Consider the following 17693-nt stretch of genomic DNA (forward strand, 5'->3'; position numbering starts at 1 on the left):
CCGAAACGGGCATAAATAAACCCGTTTCGGGTAGCATCCAATTGTTAATAATTATTATTCTCATATGAGCAATGCTTTTCGGTAAGACGTGCCATCAGGAGGAAGAATGATTTCTGGCGCACCATCTCAGGATTCGCTGTTACCGGACAACCGCCACGCGGCTGATTACCAACAATTACGCGAGCGGCTTATACAGGAACTGAATTTAACGCCGCAGCAGTTACATGAAGAGAGCAATCTGATCCAGGCTGGCCTGGATTCAATAAGATTGATGAGATGGTTACACTGGTTTCGTAAAAATGGCTACCGCCTTACCCTTCGCGAGCTGTATGCCGCCCCCACGCTGGCGGCATGGAACCAGTTAATGCTCAGCCGGTCGCCGGAGAACGCGGAAGAAGAAACGCCGCCCGACGAATCATCCTGGCCGAACATGACCGAAAGTACCCCCTTCCCATTGACGCCGGTACAGCACGCCTACCTGACGGGCCGCATGCCGGGGCAGACGCTTGGCGGCGTGGGTTGCCACCTGTATCAGGAGTTTGAAGGCCATTGTCTGACGGCGTCGCAGCTGGAGCAGGCCATCACGACCTTGCTGCAACGCCACCCAATGCTGCATATCGCCTTTCGCCCCGACGGGCAGCAGGTCTGGCTACCGCAACCTTACTGGAACGGCGTCACCGTTCATGATTTACGCCATAACGACGCTGAAAGCCGCCAGGCCTATCTGGACGCACTGCGCCAGCGCCTGAGCCACCGTCTTTTACGCGTGGAAATCGGCGAAACGTTTGATTTTCAGCTGACGCTATTGCCGGACAATCGCCACCGCCTCCATGTCAATATTGACCTGCTGATTATGGATGCCTCCAGCTTTACGCTTTTCTTCGATGAGCTTAACGCCCTGCTGGCCGGAGAATCGCTGTCGGCTATCGACACCCGCTATGATTTCCGTTCGTATTTGCTGCACCAGCAGAAGATCAATCAACCACTGAGAGACGACGCGCGCGCTTACTGGCTGGCGAAAGCATCGACGCTTCCCCCCGCGCCCGTCTTGCCGCTGGTCTGCGAACCCGCCACGCTACGTGAAGTCCGTAATACCCGACGCCGCATGATTGTCCCGGCAACACGCTGGCACGCCTTTAGCAACCGGGCCGGCGAGTATGGCGTGACGCCAACAATGGCGCTGGCGACCTGCTTTTCTGCCGTGCTGGCTCGCTGGGGCGGCCTGACGCGTCTGCTGCTTAACATCACCTTATTCGACCGCCAGCCGCTGCACCCGGCGGTTGGCGCAATGCTTGCCGACTTCACCAATATTCTTCTGCTGGATACCGCCTGCGATGGCGATACCGTCAGCAACCTGGCGCGTAAAAACCAGCTCACGTTTACGGAGGACTGGGAGCATCGCCACTGGTCCGGCGTCGAGCTACTCCGTGAACTCAAACGCCAGCAGCGCTACCCCCACGGCGCCCCGGTGGTATTTACCAGCAATCTGGGGCGTTCCCTCTACAGCAGCCGCGCAGAATCGCCGTTGGGCGAGCCGGAATGGGGCATCTCGCAAACGCCGCAGGTCTGGATAGATCATCTGGCGTTCGAGCATCACGGCGAGGTCTGGCTGCAATGGGACAGCAACGACGCGCTGTTCCCTCCGGCGTTAGTCGAAACATTGTTCGACGCCTACTGCCAGTTGATTAACCAACTCTGCGATGACGAAAGCGCCTGGCAAAAGCCGTTCGCAGATATGATGCCCGCCAGCCAGCGCGCGATACGCGAACGGGTCAACGCCACCGGCGCCCCCATTCCCGAAGGTTTGCTGCATGAAGGCATTTTCCGTATCGCTCTGCAACAGCCGCAGGCGCTGGCGGTAACGGACATGCGTTATCAGTGGAATTATCATGAGCTGACAGACTATGCCCGCCGTTGCGCAGGCAGGTTAATCGAGTGCGGGGTTCAGCCCGGCGATAATGTGGCTATCACGATGTCGAAAGGCGCAGGACAACTTGTTGCAGTTCTGGCCGTCCTGCTGACCGGGGCGGTTTACGTTCCGGTTTCGCTGGACCAGCCTGCCGCACGGCGCGAGAAAATCTACGCTGACGCTAGCGTCCGGCTGGTGCTCATTTGCCAGCACGACGCCAGCGCCTGGTCAGACGATATTCCCGTCCTTGCCTGGCAGCAGGCCATTGAGGCGGAGCCGATCGTCAACCCGGTGGTACGCGCCCCCACGCAACCGGCCTACATTATCTACACCTCCGGCTCTACCGGCACGCCGAAAGGGGTAGTCATTTCTCACCGGGGAGCGCTCAACACCTGTTGCGATATCAATACCCGCTATCAGGTTGGCCCACATGACAGGGTGCTGGCCCTCTCCGCCCTGCATTTTGATTTATCGGTTTACGACATTTTTGGCGTACTGCGCGCGGGCGGCGCGCTGGTTATGGTGATGGAAAATCAACGGCGCGATCCTCACGCATGGTGTGAGCTGATCCAGCGCCATCAGGTCACGCTCTGGAACAGCGTCCCGGCGCTGTTCGATATGCTGCTGACCTGGTGTGAAGGTTTCGCCGACACCACGCCGGAAAACCTGCGCGCAGTGATGCTTTCCGGCGACTGGATCGGGCTTGACCTCCCCGCCCGTTATCGGGCCTTCCGGCCACAAGGACAATTTATCGCGATGGGCGGTGCCACCGAGGCGTCTATCTGGTCTAACGCCTGCGAAATTCACGACGTCCCTGCCCACTGGCGCTCCATCCCTTACGGTTTTCCGCTAACCAACCAACGCTACCGGGTGGTGGATGAACGGGGCCGGGACTGCCCTGACTGGGTGCCGGGTGAATTATGGATTGGCGGCATTGGGGTCGCGGAAGGCTATTTCAACGATCCCCTGCGCAGCGAGCAGCAATTTTTGACGCTCCCGGACGAGCGCTGGTATCGCACCGGCGATCTCGGCTGCTACTGGCCAGATGGCACAATCGAGTTCCTCGGTCGTCGCGACAAGCAGGTCAAAGTCGGAGGATATCGCATCGAGCTGGGCGAAATCGAAAGCGCGCTCAGCCAGCTGGCGGGGGTGAAACAAGCAACCGTTCTGGCGATCGGCGAAAAAGAAAAAACGCTGGCGGCATACGTGGTTCCTCAGGGCGAGGCTTTTTGCGTTACCGATCATCGGAACCCGGCACTGCCGCAGGCGTGGCACACGCTTGCGGGAACATTGCCCTGTTGCGCTATCTCGCCAGAGATCTCCGCAGAACAGGTAGCCGATTTCCTTCAGCATCGCCTGTTAAAACTGAAGCCGGGTCACACCGCTGGCGCCGATCCTCTCCCCCTGATGAACTCACTCGCTATCCAGCCGCGCTGGCAGGCCGTGGTGGAACGCTGGTTAGCATTTCTGGTGACGCAACGGCGACTGAAGCCCGCTGCTGAAGGTTATCAGGTCTGCGCTGGTGAAGAACGCGAGGATGAGCACCCGCATTTCAGCGGACATGACTTAATCTTATCGCAAATTCTTCGCGGCGCCCGCGACGAACTGTCGTTACTGAACGACGCGCAGTGGTCGCCGGAAAGCCTGGCCTTCAACCATCCGGCCAGCGCCCCGTATATTCAGGAACTGGCGACAATTTGCCAACAGCTTGCACAGCGCTTACAGCGCCCGGTACGCCTGCTTGAGGTGGGAACCCGCACTGGCCGCGCCGCAGAATCGCTGTTAGCACAGCTCAACGCCGGACAGATTGAGTATGTCGGGCTTGAGCAGAGCCAGGAGATGCTGCTGAGCGCCCGGCAGAGGCTCGCCCCCTGGCCTGGCGCCCGTCTGTCCCTCTGGAATGCAGACACGCTGGCGGCGCACGCTCACTCGGCGGACATTATCTGGCTTAATAACGCCCTGCATCGTCTGCTGCCGGAAGATCCCGGGCTCCTTGCGACATTACAACAGCTTGCCGTTCCCGGCGCGCTGCTCTACGTGATGGAGTTTCGCCAGTTAACGCCGTCCGCCTTGCTCAGCACGCTTCTGTTAACCGATGGGCAGCCGGAGGCCTTGCTGCATAACAGTGCCGACTGGGCGGCATTATTTAGCGCAGCCGCCTTCAACTGTCAGCATGGCGATGAGGTCGCGGGGTTACAACGCTTCCTCGTACAATGCCCTGACAGGCAGGTGCGCCGCGATCCCCGTCAACTTCAGGCCGCCCTCGCCGGGCGCCTGCCGGGGTGGATGGTGCCGCAACGGATCGTCTTCCTCGACGCCTTACCGCTGACGGCTAACGGGAAGATTGACTATCAGGCGCTGAAGCGTCGTCATACCCCTGAAGCGGAAAACCCGGCCGAAGCGGATTTACCGCAGGGCGACATTGAAAAACAGGTTGCCGCCCTCTGGCAGCAACTCTTATCGACTGGCAATGTCACCAGAGAAACCGACTTCTTCCAGCAAGGCGGCGATAGCCTGCTGGCGACCCGTCTGACCGGGCAACTTCATCAGGCAGGTTATGAAACGCAATTAAGCAACCTGTTTAATCATCCCCGACTGGCGGATTTTGCCGCCACGCTGCGTAAAACCGACGTCCCGGTCGAACAACCATTCGTCCACTCCCCTGAAGATCGCTACCAGCCCTTTGCGCTTACCGACGTGCAGCAGGCTTACCTGGTGGGGCGTCAGCCAGGCTTTGCCCTGGGCGGCGTCGGCTCACATTTCTTTGTTGAATTTGAAATTGCCGATCTGGATCTCACCCGGCTGGAGACGGTCTGGAACCGATTAATCGCCCGCCACGATATGCTGCGCGCCATCGTGCGTGATGGACAGCAACAGGTGCTCGAACAGACGCCCCCCTGGGTGATACCCGCACACACCCTCCATACGCCTGAAGAGGCGTTGCGGGTACGCGAAAAACTGGCGCATCAGGTACTCAACCCCGAAGTGTGGCCGGTATTCGATCTCCAGGTCGGATACGTGGACGGGATGCCTGCCCGCCTGTGGCTGTGTCTGGATAACCTGTTGCTTGACGGTCTGAGCATGCAGATCCTGCTGGCGGAGCTGGAGCACGGCTACCGCTACCCGCAACAGTTGCTTCCGCCGCTGCCCGTCACCTTCAGGGATTATCTGCAACAGCCCTCGCTACAGTCGCCCAATCCAGATTCTCTGGCATGGTGGCAGGCGCAGCTTGATGATATTCCTCCGGCGCCTGCGTTGCCGCTGCGCTGCTTGCCTCAGGAGGTTGAAACACCGCGCTTCGCCCGCCTGAACGGCGCGCTGGACAGCACGCGCTGGCATCGGCTGAAAAAACGGGCGGCTGACGCCCATCTCACCCCGTCGGCCGTGCTGTTGTCGGTGTGGTCAACGGTTCTCTCTGCATGGAGTGCGCAGCCTGAGTTCACGCTTAACCTTACGCTTTTCGACAGGCGACCGCTGCACCCGCAAATCAACCAGATTCTGGGCGATTTCACCTCGCTGATGCTGCTGAGCTGGCATCCCGGCGAAAGCTGGCTGCACAGCGCGCAGTCACTACAGCAGCGGCTGAGCCAGAACCTCAACCACCGCGATGTGTCAGCCATCCGCGTGATGCGTCAACTGGCGCAACGGCAAAACGTGCCTGCCGTTCCGATGCCCGTCGTCTTTACCAGCGCGCTGGGCTTTGAGCAGGATAACTTCCTCGCCCGGCGTAATCTGCTCAAACCGGTCTGGGGCATCTCCCAGACGCCGCAGGTCTGGCTCGATCACCAGGTTTATGAATCCGAAGGCGAACTGCGCTTTAACTGGGATTTTGTCGCCGCGCTGTTTCCTGCCGGGCAGGTGGAGCGCCAGTTTGAACAGTATTGCGCATTGCTAAACCGAATGGCCGAGGATGAAAGCGGCTGGCAACTGCCGCTCGCCGCGCTGGTGCCTCCCGTTAAACACGCAGGGCAATGCGCAGAACGCTCACCGCGCGTATGCCCTGAGCACTCTCAGCCACACATTGCGGCGGACGAGAGCACCGTCAGCCTGATTTGCGACGCCTTCCGCGAGGTGGTTGGCGAGTCTGTCACACCCGCAGAAAACTTCTTTGAGGCGGGCGCAACGTCGCTGAATCTGGTGCAACTGCACGTTTTGTTACAACGTCACGAATTTTCCACCCTGACGTTGCTTGACCTCTTCACCCACCCTTCTCCTGCCGCCCTGGCCGATTATCTGGCCGGCGTCGCCACGGTGGAGAAAACAAAACGTCCTCGCCCTGTTCGCCGTCGTCAGCGGCGGATATAGCGCGAAGCAAACTGATTTTCCCCGGAACGCCATCGCGAACGCCTGGCGTTCCATTGACTTTGTGAATCTTAGGAAACGGGACCGATTATGGATAACTTGCGCTTCTCTTCTGCGCCGACAGCAGATTCCATTGATGCATCGATCGCTCAACACTACCCGGACTGCGAACCTGTCGCGGTTATCGGCTACGCCTGCCATTTTCCTGAATCGCCGGATGGCGAAACGTTCTGGCAAAACCTGCTGGAAGGTCGTGAATGCAGCCGACGCTTTACGCGCGAAGAGCTTCTGGCCGTCGGTCTGGATGCCGCCATCATTGACGATCCTCATTATGTCAATATCGGTACGGTGTTAGACAACGCCGACTGCTTCGACGCCACCCTGTTTGGCTATTCGCGACAGGAAGCGGAGTCGATGGACCCGCAGCAGCGCCTGTTTTTGCAGGCGGTCTGGCATGCGCTGGAACATGCCGGTTATGCCCCCGGCGCCGTCCCCCATAAGACCGGCGTTTTTGCCTCTTCCCGGATGAGTACCTACCCCGGTCGCGAAGCATTGAACGTGACAGAAGTCGCGCAGGTAAAAGGTCTGCAATCTCTGATGGGCAATGATAAAGACTATATTGCCACCCGCGCCGCGTACAAACTCAACCTGCACGGCCCGGCGTTATCGGTACAGACCGCCTGCTCCAGTTCGCTGGTTGCCGTGCATCTGGCCTGTGAAAGCCTGCGCGCAGGCGAATCCGATATGGCGGTTGCCGGCGGCGTGGCGCTCTCTTTCCCCCAGCAAGCGGGCTACCGCTACCAGCCCGGAATGATTTTCTCTCCTGATGGTCACTGTCGTCCTTTTGACGCCTCGGCTGAGGGCACCTGGGCCGGTAACGGTCTCGGCTGCGTGGTGCTGCGTCGCCTGAGAGACGCGCTGCTGTCAGGCGATCCGATTATCTCGGTGATCCTCTCCAGCGCGGTCAACAACGACGGCAACAGAAAGGTCGGCTATACCGCCCCTTCCGTCGCAGGGCAACAGGCAGTCATCGAAGAGGCGTTAATGCTGGCGGCGATCGACGACAGGCAGGTAGGTTACATTGAAACCCACGGCACCGGCACACCGCTGGGCGACGCGATTGAAATTGAAGCGTTACGCAACGTCTATGCGCCTCGCCCGCAGGATCAGCGCTGTGCGCTCGGCTCCGTGAAAAGTAATATGGGCCATCTGGATACCGCGGCGGGCATTGCCGGACTGCTGAAAACCGTTCTGGCAGTCAGCCGCGGGCAAATTCCACCCTTACTGAATTTTCACACCCCCAACCCAGCGCTGAAACTTGAAGAGAGTCCCTTTACCATACCGGTGTCGGCGCAGGCGTGGCAGGACGAAATGCGCTATGCGGGCGTCTCCTCCTTTGGTATTGGCGGCACCAACTGCCATATGATCGTCGCCTCGCTGCCCGACGCGCTCAACGCGCGCCTCCCCAATACGGATGGCGGCAGAAAAAGTACCGCGCTGCTGCTCAGCGCCGCCAGCGACAGCGCGTTGCGGCGGCTGGCGACGGATTATGCCGGGGCGCTGAGGGAGAATACGGATGCCAGCAATCTGGCCTTCACGGCCCTGCACGCGCGCCGTCTCGATCTTCCCTTCCGCCTGGCGGCGCCATTAAACCGTGAAACCGCTGCGGCGCTCAGCGCCTGGGCCGGTGAGAAATCGGGGGCGCTGGTTTACAGCGGCCACGGCGCCAGCGGCAAGCAGGTGTGGCTGTTTACCGGCCAGGGCTCGCACTGGCGCACTATGGGTCAAACGATGTACCAGCACTCAACGGCGTTTGCCGACACGCTGGATCGCTGTTTTTCCGCCTGTAGCGAAATGCTCACGCCGTCACTGCGCGAAGCGATGTTTAACCCCGATTCGGCGCAGCTGGACAATATGGCCTGGGCGCAGCCAGCGATTGTCGCGTTTGAAATCGCGATGGCGGCGCACTGGCGCGCTGAAGGACTGAAGCCAGACTTCGCCATTGGGCATTCCGTCGGTGAATTTGCCGCTGCCGTCGTCTGCGGACACTATACGATTGAACAGGTCATGCCACTGGTTTGTCGGCGCGGCGCGCTAATGCAGCAGTGCGCAAGCGGCGCGATGGTGGCGGTATTTGCAGACGAAGACACGCTGATGCCGCTGGCTCGCCAGTTTGAGCTGGATCTCGCCGCCAACAACGGTACGCAACATACGGTATTTTCCGGGCCGGAAGCCCGTCTCGCGGTATTTTGCGCCACGCTCTCGCAGCATGATATTAACTATCGTCGCCTGAGCGTAACCGGCGCGGCGCACTCCGCTTTACTGGAGCCGATACTCGATCGGTTCCAGGACGCCTGCGCGGGGCTGCACGCAGAGCCGGGGCAAATACCGATTATTTCCACGCTCACCGCCGACGTCATTGATGAGTCAACGCTCAACCAGGCGGATTACTGGCGCCGACACATGCGCCAGCCGGTGCGTTTTATCCAGAGTATTCAGATAGCGCATCAGCTCGGCGCCCGCGTTTTTCTGGAGATGGGGCCCGATGCCCAGTTGGTTGCTTCCGGGCAGCGCGAATACCGCGATAACGCATACTGGATAGCCAGCGCCCGGCGTAACAAAGAGGCGGGCGATGTCCTCAATCAGGCCCTGCTCCAGCTTTACGCTGCCGGCGTCGCCCTACCGTGGGCCGACCTGCTGGCGGGCGATGGACAACGTATCGCTGCGCCATGTTATCCGTTTGATACTGAGCGTTACTGGAAAGAGCGCGTCTCCCCGGCCTGCGAGCCTGCCGACGCAGCGCTGTCTGCCGGGCTGGAGGTGGCGAGTCGCGCCGCGACAGCGCTCGATCTCCCCCGTCTGGAAGCGCTTAAACAGTGCGCCACGCGACTGCACGCCATCTACGTCGATCAACTGGTACAACGCTGTACCGGCGATGCCATTGAGAACGGCGTGGACGCCATGACCATCATGCGCCGTGGACGTCTGCTGCCCCGCTACCAGCAGCTACTCCAGCGCCTGCTGAATAACTGCGTGGTCGACGGCGATTACCGCTGCACCGACGGGCGATACGCTCGCGCCCGCCCCATTGAACATCAACAGCGGGAATCACTGCTGACGGAACTTGCCGGTTATTGTGAAGGTTTTCAGGCTATTCCCGACACCATCGCCCGTGCCGGCGATCGGTTATATGACATGATGAGCGGCGCGGAAGAACCGGTGGCGATTATCTTCCCGCAAAGCGCCTCCGACGGCGTGGAGGTGTTGTATCAGGAATTCAGCTTTGGCCGCTATTTCAACCAAATCGCCGCCGGGGTATTACGCGGCATTGTCCAGACGCGTCAGCCCCGCCAGCCGTTGCGTATTCTTGAAGTTGGCGGCGGAACCGGCGGCACCACCGCGTGGCTGCTGCCGGAACTCAACGGCGTTCCGGCGCTGGAGTACCACTTCACCGATATCTCGGCGCTGTTCACCCGCCGCGCCCAGCAGAAATTCGCCGACTATGATTTTGTGAAGTATAGCGAGCTGGATCTCGAAAAAGAGGCGCAGTCTCAGGGTTTCCAGGCACAGTCTTACGATCTTATCGTGGCAGCGAACGTGATTCACGCCACCCGCCATATTGGTCGCACGCTCGATAATCTGCGCCCCCTGCTCAAGCCGGGCGGGCGCCTGCTGATGCGCGAAATCACCCAGCCAATGCGTCTGTTTGACTTCGTTTTCGGCCCGCTGGTTCTTCCACTACAGGATCTCGACGCCCGCGAAGGCGAGTTATTCCTCACCACCGCTCAGTGGCAGCAACAGTGCCGCCACGCTGGATTCAGCAAAGTGGCGTGGCTACCGCAGGATGGCAGCCCGACCGCCGGGATGAGCGAACATATCATTCTCGCCACGCTGCCCGGTCAGGCGGTTAGTGCCGTAACATTTACCGCGCCATCAGAACCCGTGTTGGGGCAGGCGCTGACGGATAACGGTGATTATCTCGCCGACTGGTCCGATTGCGCAGGTCAGCCTGAACGGTTTAACGCCCGCTGGCAGGAGGCCTGGCGTCTGCTCTCACAGCGTCATGGCGACGCTCTGCCTGTGGAACCGCCCCCCGTCGCCGCCCCGGAGTGGCTGGGGGAGGTTCGCTTAAGCTGGCAAAACGAAGCCTTTTCCCGCGGTCAGATGCACGTTGAAGCCCGTCATCCTGCTGGCGAGTGGCTGCCGCTATCGCCCGCCGCGCCTCTTCCTGCGCCGCAGACGCATTATCAATGGCGCTGGACGCCCCTCAACGTCGCCAGCGTTGACCATCCGCTTACCTTCAGCTTTAGCACCGGTACGCTTGCGCGCAGCGACGAGCTGGCGCAATACGACATCATTCACGATCCGCACGCCTCTTCGCGACTGATGATTGTTGAGGAGAGCGAGGATACGCTGGCCTTAGCGGAGAAAGTGATAGCGGCGCTCACCGCCAGCGCAGCCGGATTGATTGTGGTCACTCGCCGCGCGTGGCGAGTCGAAGACAATGAGGCACTCTCTGCGTCCCATCACGCGCTATGGGCCTTGCTTCGCGTCGCGGCCAACGAACAGCCGGAACGGTTGATTGCCGCCATCGATCTCGCCGAAAACACTCCGTGGGAAACGCTGCATCAAGGGTTGAGCGCAGTCTCACTATCACAGCGCTGGCTCGCCGCGCGGGGTAACACCCTCTGGCTCCCTTCACTGGCGCCCAATACGGGATGCGCCGCCGAATTACCGGCAAATGTGTTTACCGGCGATAACCGCTGGCATCTGGTGACCGGAGCGTTTGGCGGATTAGGCCGCCTTGCCGTGAACTGGCTCAGAGAAAAAGGGGCGCGACGCATCGCCCTGCTGGCGCCGCGCGTGGATGAGTCATGGCTACGCGATGTGGAGGGCGGGCAGACGCGCGTCTGCCGTTGTGATGTGGGCGATGCCGGGCAACTGGCCACGGTTCTTGACGATCTGGCGGCCAACGGCGGTATTGCCGGAGCGATTCATGCCGCTGGCGTATTGGCTGACGCGCCCTTGCAGGAGCTTGATGACCACCAACTGGCTGCCGTTTTCGCGGTAAAAGCGCAGGCGGCAAACCAGCTGTTGCAAACCCTACGCAACCACGACGGACGCTATCTTATTCTCTACTCTTCCGCTGCCGCCACCCTCGGCGCGCCGGGTCAGAGCGCCCATGCGCTGGCCTGCGGCTATCTGGACGGGCTGGCCCAGCAGTTTTCCACCCTTGATGCGCCGAAAACGCTCTCTGTCGCCTGGGGCGCATGGGGAGAAAGCGGTCGGGCGGCCACGCCGGAAATGCTGGCGACGCTCGCCAGCCGTGGTATGGGCGCGTTAAGCGATGCCGAAGGCTGCTGGCACCTGGAACAGGCGGTGATGCGCGGTGCCCCGTGGCGACTGGCGATGCGCGTTTTTACCGACAAAATGCCCCCATTACAACAGGCTCTGTTTAACATCAGCGCCACAGAAAAAGCCGCAACGCCGATCATTCCTCCTGCTGATGACAACGCCTTTAACGGCAGCCTGAGCGATGAAACGGCGGTGATGGCATGGCTGAAAAAGCGGATTGCGGTTCAGCTAAGGCTGAGCGATCCGGCGTCACTGCATCCAAACCAGGATCTGTTGCAACTCGGCATGGACTCGCTGCTCTTCCTTGAACTCAGTAGCGATATTCAGCACTACCTGGGCGTACGCATCAATGCGGAACGGGCGTGGCAGGATCTGTCTCCTCATGGACTCACGCAGCTTATCTGTTCTAAGCCAGAGGCGGCGCCTTCCACTTCGCAGCCGGAAGTGTTGCAGCACGACGCCGACGAGCGTTATGCGCCCTTCCCTTTGACGCCCATTCAGCACGCCTACTGGCTGGGGCGAACCCACCTCATTGGCTATGGCGGCGTCGCCTGTCACGTCCTGTTTGAGTGGGATAAACGCCACGATGAGTTCGATCTCGCCATACTGGAGAAAGCATGGAACCAGCTCATCGCACGCCACGATATGTTGCGTATGGTGGTTGATGCCGACGGGCAGCAGCGAATCCTGGCGACAACGCCGGAGTATCACATCCAGCGTGACGATCTGCGCGCGCTTTCCCCGGAAGAACAGCGTATAGCGCTGGAAAAACGGCGGCATGAACTGAGCTATCGCGTTTTGCCTGCCGACCAGTGGCCTCTCTTTGAACTGGTGGTCAGCGAAATCGACGATTGCCATTACCGCCTGCACATGAACCTCGACCTTTTGCAGTTCGATGTGCAGAGTTTTAAAGTCATGATGGACGACCTGGCGCAGGTCTGGCGCGGTGAAACGCTGGCGCCGCTCGCTATTACCTTCCGTGATTATGTGATGGCTGAACAGGCGCGCCGACAGACATCGGCATGGCACGATGCCTGGGATTACTGGCAGGAAAAACTGCCGCAACTGCCCTTAGCGCCAGAGCTGCCGGTGGTTGAGACGCCCCCGGAAACGCCACACTTCACCACCTTCAAATCGACGATCGGCAAGACAGAATGGCAGGCCGTGAAACAGCGCTGGCAGCAGCAAGGCGTCACACCGTCTGCCGCGCTGCTCACGCTGTTTGCCGCCACCCTTGAGCGCTGGAGCCGCACCACAACATTTACGCTGAACCTGACGTTCTTCAATCGCCAGCCGATCCATCCGCAAATCAACCAGTTGATTGGTGATTTTACCTCCGTCACGCTGGTTGATTTTAACTTCTCAGCGCCGGTGACGTTGCAAGAGCAGATGCAACAGACCCAACAGCGCCTCTGGCAAAACATGGCGCACAGTGAAATGAACGGTGTTGAGGTGATCCGTGAGCTGGGCCGTCTGCGCGGATCACAACGTCAACCGCTAATGCCGGTGGTGTTTACCAGTATGCTGGGGATGACGCTGGAAGGCATGACTATCGATCAGGCGATGAGCCATCTGTTCGGCGAACCCTGCTATGTGTTCACGCAAACGCCGCAGGTCTGGCTGGATCATCAGGTCATGGAGAGCGACGGCGAGTTGATGTTTAGCTGGTACTGCATGGACAACGTGCTGGAACCCGGCGCTGCCGGGGCGATGTTTAATGACTATTGCGCCATCCTGCAAGCCGTCATCGCCGCCCCTGAAAGCCTGAAGACTCTCGCCAGCGACATCGCCGGGCACATTCCCCGCCGACGCTGGCCGCTGAGCGCGCAGGTGGACTACGACCTGCGGGATATTGAGCAGGCGACGCTCGAATACCCCGGCATCCGGCAGGCCAGAGCGGAAATGACCGAACAGGGCGCGTTGACGCTGGATATCGTAATGGCCGACGATCCGTCGCCATCAGCGGAGACGCCTGATGAGCACGAACTTACCCAACTGGCGCTGCCGTTGCCTGAGCAGGCGCAGCTTGATGAGCTGGAGGCGACCTGGCGCTGGCTGGAGGCGCGTGCGCTACAGGGGATCGCGGCCACGCTAAATCGTCACGGCCTGTTTACCACGCCGGAGATCGCCCATCGCTTTAGCGCAATAGTACAGGCGCTGTCCGCGCAAGCGTCTCACCAGCGTCTGCTGCGCCAGTGGCTACAGTGTCTGACGGAAAGAGCGTGGTTAATCCGCGAAGGTGAAAGCTGGCGCTGCCGTGTTCCGCTCAGCGAGATTCCTGAGCCTCAGGAAGCGTGCCCGCAAAGCCAATGGAGCCAGGCGCTGGCGCAGTATCTGGAAACCTGCATCGCCCGGCACGACGCCCTCTTCTCCGGGCAGTGTTCACCGCTGGAATTGCTGTTCAACGAGCAGCATCGTGTGACCGACGCGCTGTATCGCGACAACCCCGCCAGCGCCTGTCTGAATCGCTATACCGCGCAGATTGCCGCCTTGTGCGGCGCAGAACGGATTCTGGAGGTTGGCGCCGGAACCGCAGCCACTACCGCGCCGGTGCTGAAGGCCACGCGGAACACGCGGAAGTCGTACCACTTCACGGACGTCTCCGCGCAGTTCCTCAATGACGCCAAAGCCCGTTTCCATGATGAATCGCGGGTGTCTTATGCCTTGTTCGACATCAACCAGCCGCTGGATTTCACCGCCCACCCGGAGGCGGGTTACGACCTGATCGTTGCCGTCAATGTGCTCCACGACGCCAGCCATGTCGTCCAGACGTTGCGCAGATTAAAACTGTTGCTGAAAGCCGGCGGACGTTTGCTGATCGTTGAAGCGACGGAGCGAAACAGCGTATTCCAGCTGGCGAGCGTGGGCTTTATTGAGGGATTAAGCGGATACCGCGATTTCCGCCGCCGGGATGAGAAACCGATGCTCACCCGCTCCGCATGGCAGGAGGTTCTCGTTCAGGCCGGGTTTGCAAACGAGCTGGCGTGGCCCGCGCAGGAATCGTCGCCGCTGCGCCAGCATCTGCTGGTGGCGCGTTCGCCTGGCGTAAATCGCCCGGATAAAGAAGCCGTGAGCCGCTATTTACAGCAGCGCTTTGGCACCGGTCTGCCCGTTTTACAGATCCGGCAAAGAGAAGCGTTATTTACGCCGCTGCATGCCCCGTCTGATGCGCTGATTGAGCCAGCCAAACCCACGCCAGTTGCCGGGGGGAATCCGGCGCTGGAAAAACAGGTGGCTGAACTCTGGCAATCGCTGCTGTCTCGCCCCGTGGCAAGGCATCACGACTTTTTCGAACTGGGCGGCGACAGCCTGATGGCGACAAGGATGGTCGCGCAGCTAAACCGGAGAGGGATTGCCAGGGCTAACCTTCAGGATCTGTTCAGCCATTCGACGCTGAGCGACTTCTGCGCCCATCTACAGGCGGCGACGTCAGGAGAGGACAACCCGATACCCCTTTGCCAGGGCGACGGCGACGAAACCCTGTTTGTCTTCCACGCTTCGGACGGCGATATCAGCGCCTGGCTGCCGCTCGCCAGCGCGCTGAACAGGCGCGTTTTCGGCCTGCAAGCAAAATCGCCGCAGCGCTTTGCCACGCTTGACCAGATGATCGATGAGTATGTCGGGTGCATCCGTCGCCAGCAGCCTCACGGCCCTTATGTGCTGGCAGGTTGGTCGTATGGCGCGTTTCTTGCGGCGGGCGCCGCACAGCGCCTGTACACCAAAGGCGAGCAGGTTCGGATGGTGTTAATCGATCCCGTGTGCCGACAGGATTTCTGTTGCGAAAACCGGGCGGCCCTGCTGCGCCTGTTAGCCGAAGGACAAACGCCTCTGGCGCTGCCCGAACATTTCGACCAGCAGACGCCCGACAGCCAGCTTGCCGACTTTATCAGCCTCGCTAAAACGGCCGGTATGGTGTCGCAAAACCTGACGCTGCAAGCGGCAGAAACGTGGCTCGATAACATCGCGCATCTGCTGCGTTTACTGACTGAGCATACGCCGGGCGAAAGCGTTCCGGTCCCCTGTCTCATGGTGTATGCCGCCGGGAGACCCGCGCGCTGGACGCCAGCAGAAACCGAGTGGCAGGGCTGGATAAACAACGCCGACGACGCTGTGATTGAAGCCAGCCACTGGCAAATCATGATGGAAGCCCCCCACGTTCAGGCTTGTGCGCAACACATTACGCGCTGGCTTTGCGCAACCTCAACGCAACCGGAGAACACGTTATGATGCCGTCCGCCTCCCCAAAACAACGCGTACTGATTGTGGGCGCCAAATTTGGCGAAATGTACCTGAATGCCTTTATGCAGCCCCCGGAGGGGCTGGAACTGGTTGGCCTGCTGGCACAGGGAAGCGCCCGCTCAAGAGAGCTGGCCCATGCGTTTGGCATTCCGCTGTATACCTCGCCGGAACAGATAACCAGGATGCCGGATATCGCCTGTATTGTCGTGCGTTCGACCGTCGCCGGAGGAACCGGTACGCAGCTTGCCAGACACTTTCTGGCGCGCGGCGTACACGTCATTCAGGAGCATCCCCTCCACCCGGATGACATCAGTTCCTTACAAACGCTGGCGCAGGAACAGGGTTGCTGCTATTGGGTAAACACGTTTTATCCGCATACGCGCGCGGGACGCGCATGGCTTCGCGATGCGCAGCAGCTGCGTCGCTGCCTGGCTAAGACGCCGCCGGTAGTCCACGCCACCACCAGCCGACAGTTGCTCTACTCCACGCTGGATTTGTTGTTGCTGGCTCTGGGCGTTGATGCCGCCGCCGTGGAGTGCGACGTGGTTGGCAGCTTTAGCGATTTTCACTGCCTGAGACTCTTCTGGCCGGAGGGAGAAGCCTGTCTGCTGCTTCAGCGCTATCTCGATCCTGACGATCCAGATATGCATAGCCTTATCATGCACCGCCTGCTGCTGGGCTGGCCGGAAGGTCATCTTTCGCTGGAGGCGAGCTACGGCCCCGTCATCTGGTCATCCAGCCTGTTTGTCGCAGACCATCAGGAGAACGCCCACAGTCTCTACCGCAGACCGGAGATCCTGCGCGATCCGCCGGGTCTGACGCGCAGCGCGGCGCCCCTGAGCTGGTGCGACTGCTGCGAAACCGTCGGGCCGGAGGGCGTCAGCTGGTTGCTACACCAGTTGCGCAGCCATCTGGCGGGCGAACATCCACCAGCGGCCTGCCAAAGCGTACATCAGATCGCGTTATCACGTTTATGGCAGCAGATTTTACGTAAGACCGGCAATGCGGAGATCAGACGCCTGACGCCGCCGCACCACGACCGGTTAGCCAGTTTCTACAACGATGATGATAAGGAGGCGCTGTGACGCAATCTGCAATGTGCATCCCGCTATGGCCCGCCCGGAACGGCAATACTGCGCATCTGGTCATGTGCCCTTTCGCTGGCGGCAGCAGTAGCGCGTTTCGCCACTGGCGAGACAATCAAATGGCGAACAGCGCGCTTTCTCTGGTGACCTGGCCGGGGCGCGATCGCCTTCGCCATCTGGAACCGCTCAGAAGCATTACACAACTGGCGGCACTGCTGGCGAACGAACTGGAAGCGTCCGTATCGCCTGACACGCCGCTTTTACTCGCCGGGCACAGCATGGGGGCGCAGGTGGCGTTTGAAACCTGCCGACTTCTGGAGCAACGGGGACATGCGCCGCAAGGACTGATTATTTCCGGGTGCCATGCCCCGCATCTGCATTCTGAACGCCAGCTCAGCCATCGCGATGATGCCGACTTTATCGCTGAACTGATAGACATTGGCGGATGTTCTCCTGAACTGCGGGAAAACCAGGAATTAATGTCGCTGTTTCTTCCTCTTCTGCGCGCTGATTTTTACGCCACCGAGAGCTATCACTACGACTCGCCCGACGTCTGTCCGCCGCTGCGCACGCCTGCGCTGTTATTGTGCGGCAGCCACGATCGCGAAGCCTCCTGGCAGCAGGTTGATGCCTGGCGTCAGTGGCTGAGCCACGTTACAGGCCCGGTGGTGATTGACGGCGATCATTTCTATCCCATTCAACAAGCCCGGTCCTTTTTTACGCAGATTGTCCGCCATTTTCCCCACGCATTTTCTGCAATGACCGCGTTGCAAAAACAGCCCAGCACTTCAGAAAGGTGACGC

The 17693-nt window shown here is 60.2% G+C and carries 4 protein-coding genes; all 4 read left to right on the forward strand.

The window, feature by feature from the left end; genetic code table 11:
* The first annotated feature begins 106 nt into the window (after positions 1-106).
* The 4 genes from irp2 (at position 107) to ybtT (ending at position 17690) form a co-directional block, all read left to right on the forward strand.
* Positions 107-6214, forward strand: coding sequence for a yersiniabactin non-ribosomal peptide synthetase HMWP2 (gene irp2, locus OGX75_RS05660; RefSeq protein WP_286451276.1), 6108 nt, complete (start codon positions 107-109; stop codon positions 6212-6214).
* Positions 6215-6301: 87 nt separating this feature from the next.
* Positions 6302-15793 carry a yersiniabactin polyketide synthase HMWP1 gene (gene irp1, locus OGX75_RS05665; protein WP_286451274.1) on the forward strand — a complete coding sequence of 3164 codons (9492 nt, stop codon included), beginning with the start codon at positions 6302-6304 and terminating at the stop codon, positions 15791-15793.
* Positions 15790-16890, forward strand: coding sequence for a yersiniabactin biosynthesis oxidoreductase YbtU (ybtU, locus tag OGX75_RS05670; protein WP_286451273.1), 1101 nt, complete (start codon positions 15790-15792; stop codon positions 16888-16890). The genes irp1 and ybtU overlap by 4 nt, the downstream gene beginning before the upstream one ends.
* The gene (ybtT, locus tag OGX75_RS05675; RefSeq protein WP_104868587.1) at positions 16887-17690 is read left to right on the forward strand and encodes a yersiniabactin biosynthesis thioesterase YbtT; all 804 of its coding nucleotides are present in this window, start codon (positions 16887-16889) and stop codon (positions 17688-17690) included. Before ybtU ends, ybtT begins: the two co-directional genes overlap by 4 nt.
* The last annotated feature ends 3 nt before the right edge of the window (positions 17691-17693 follow it).

Source organism: Citrobacter sp. CK199, assembly GCF_030333285.1.
Classification (GTDB): Bacteria; Pseudomonadota; Gammaproteobacteria; order Enterobacterales; family Enterobacteriaceae; genus Citrobacter_B; species Citrobacter_B koseri.

Coding starts and splice junctions, on each gene's coding strand:
- irp2 (WP_286451276.1), top strand. CDS start 107: ATGATTTCTGGCGCACCATCTCAGGATTCGCTGTTACCGGACAACCGC.
- irp1 (WP_286451274.1), top strand. CDS start 6,302: ATGGATAACTTGCGCTTCTCTTCTGCGCCGACAGCAGATTCCATTGAT.
- ybtU (WP_286451273.1), top strand. CDS start 15,790: ATGATGCCGTCCGCCTCCCCAAAACAACGCGTACTGATTGTGGGCGCC.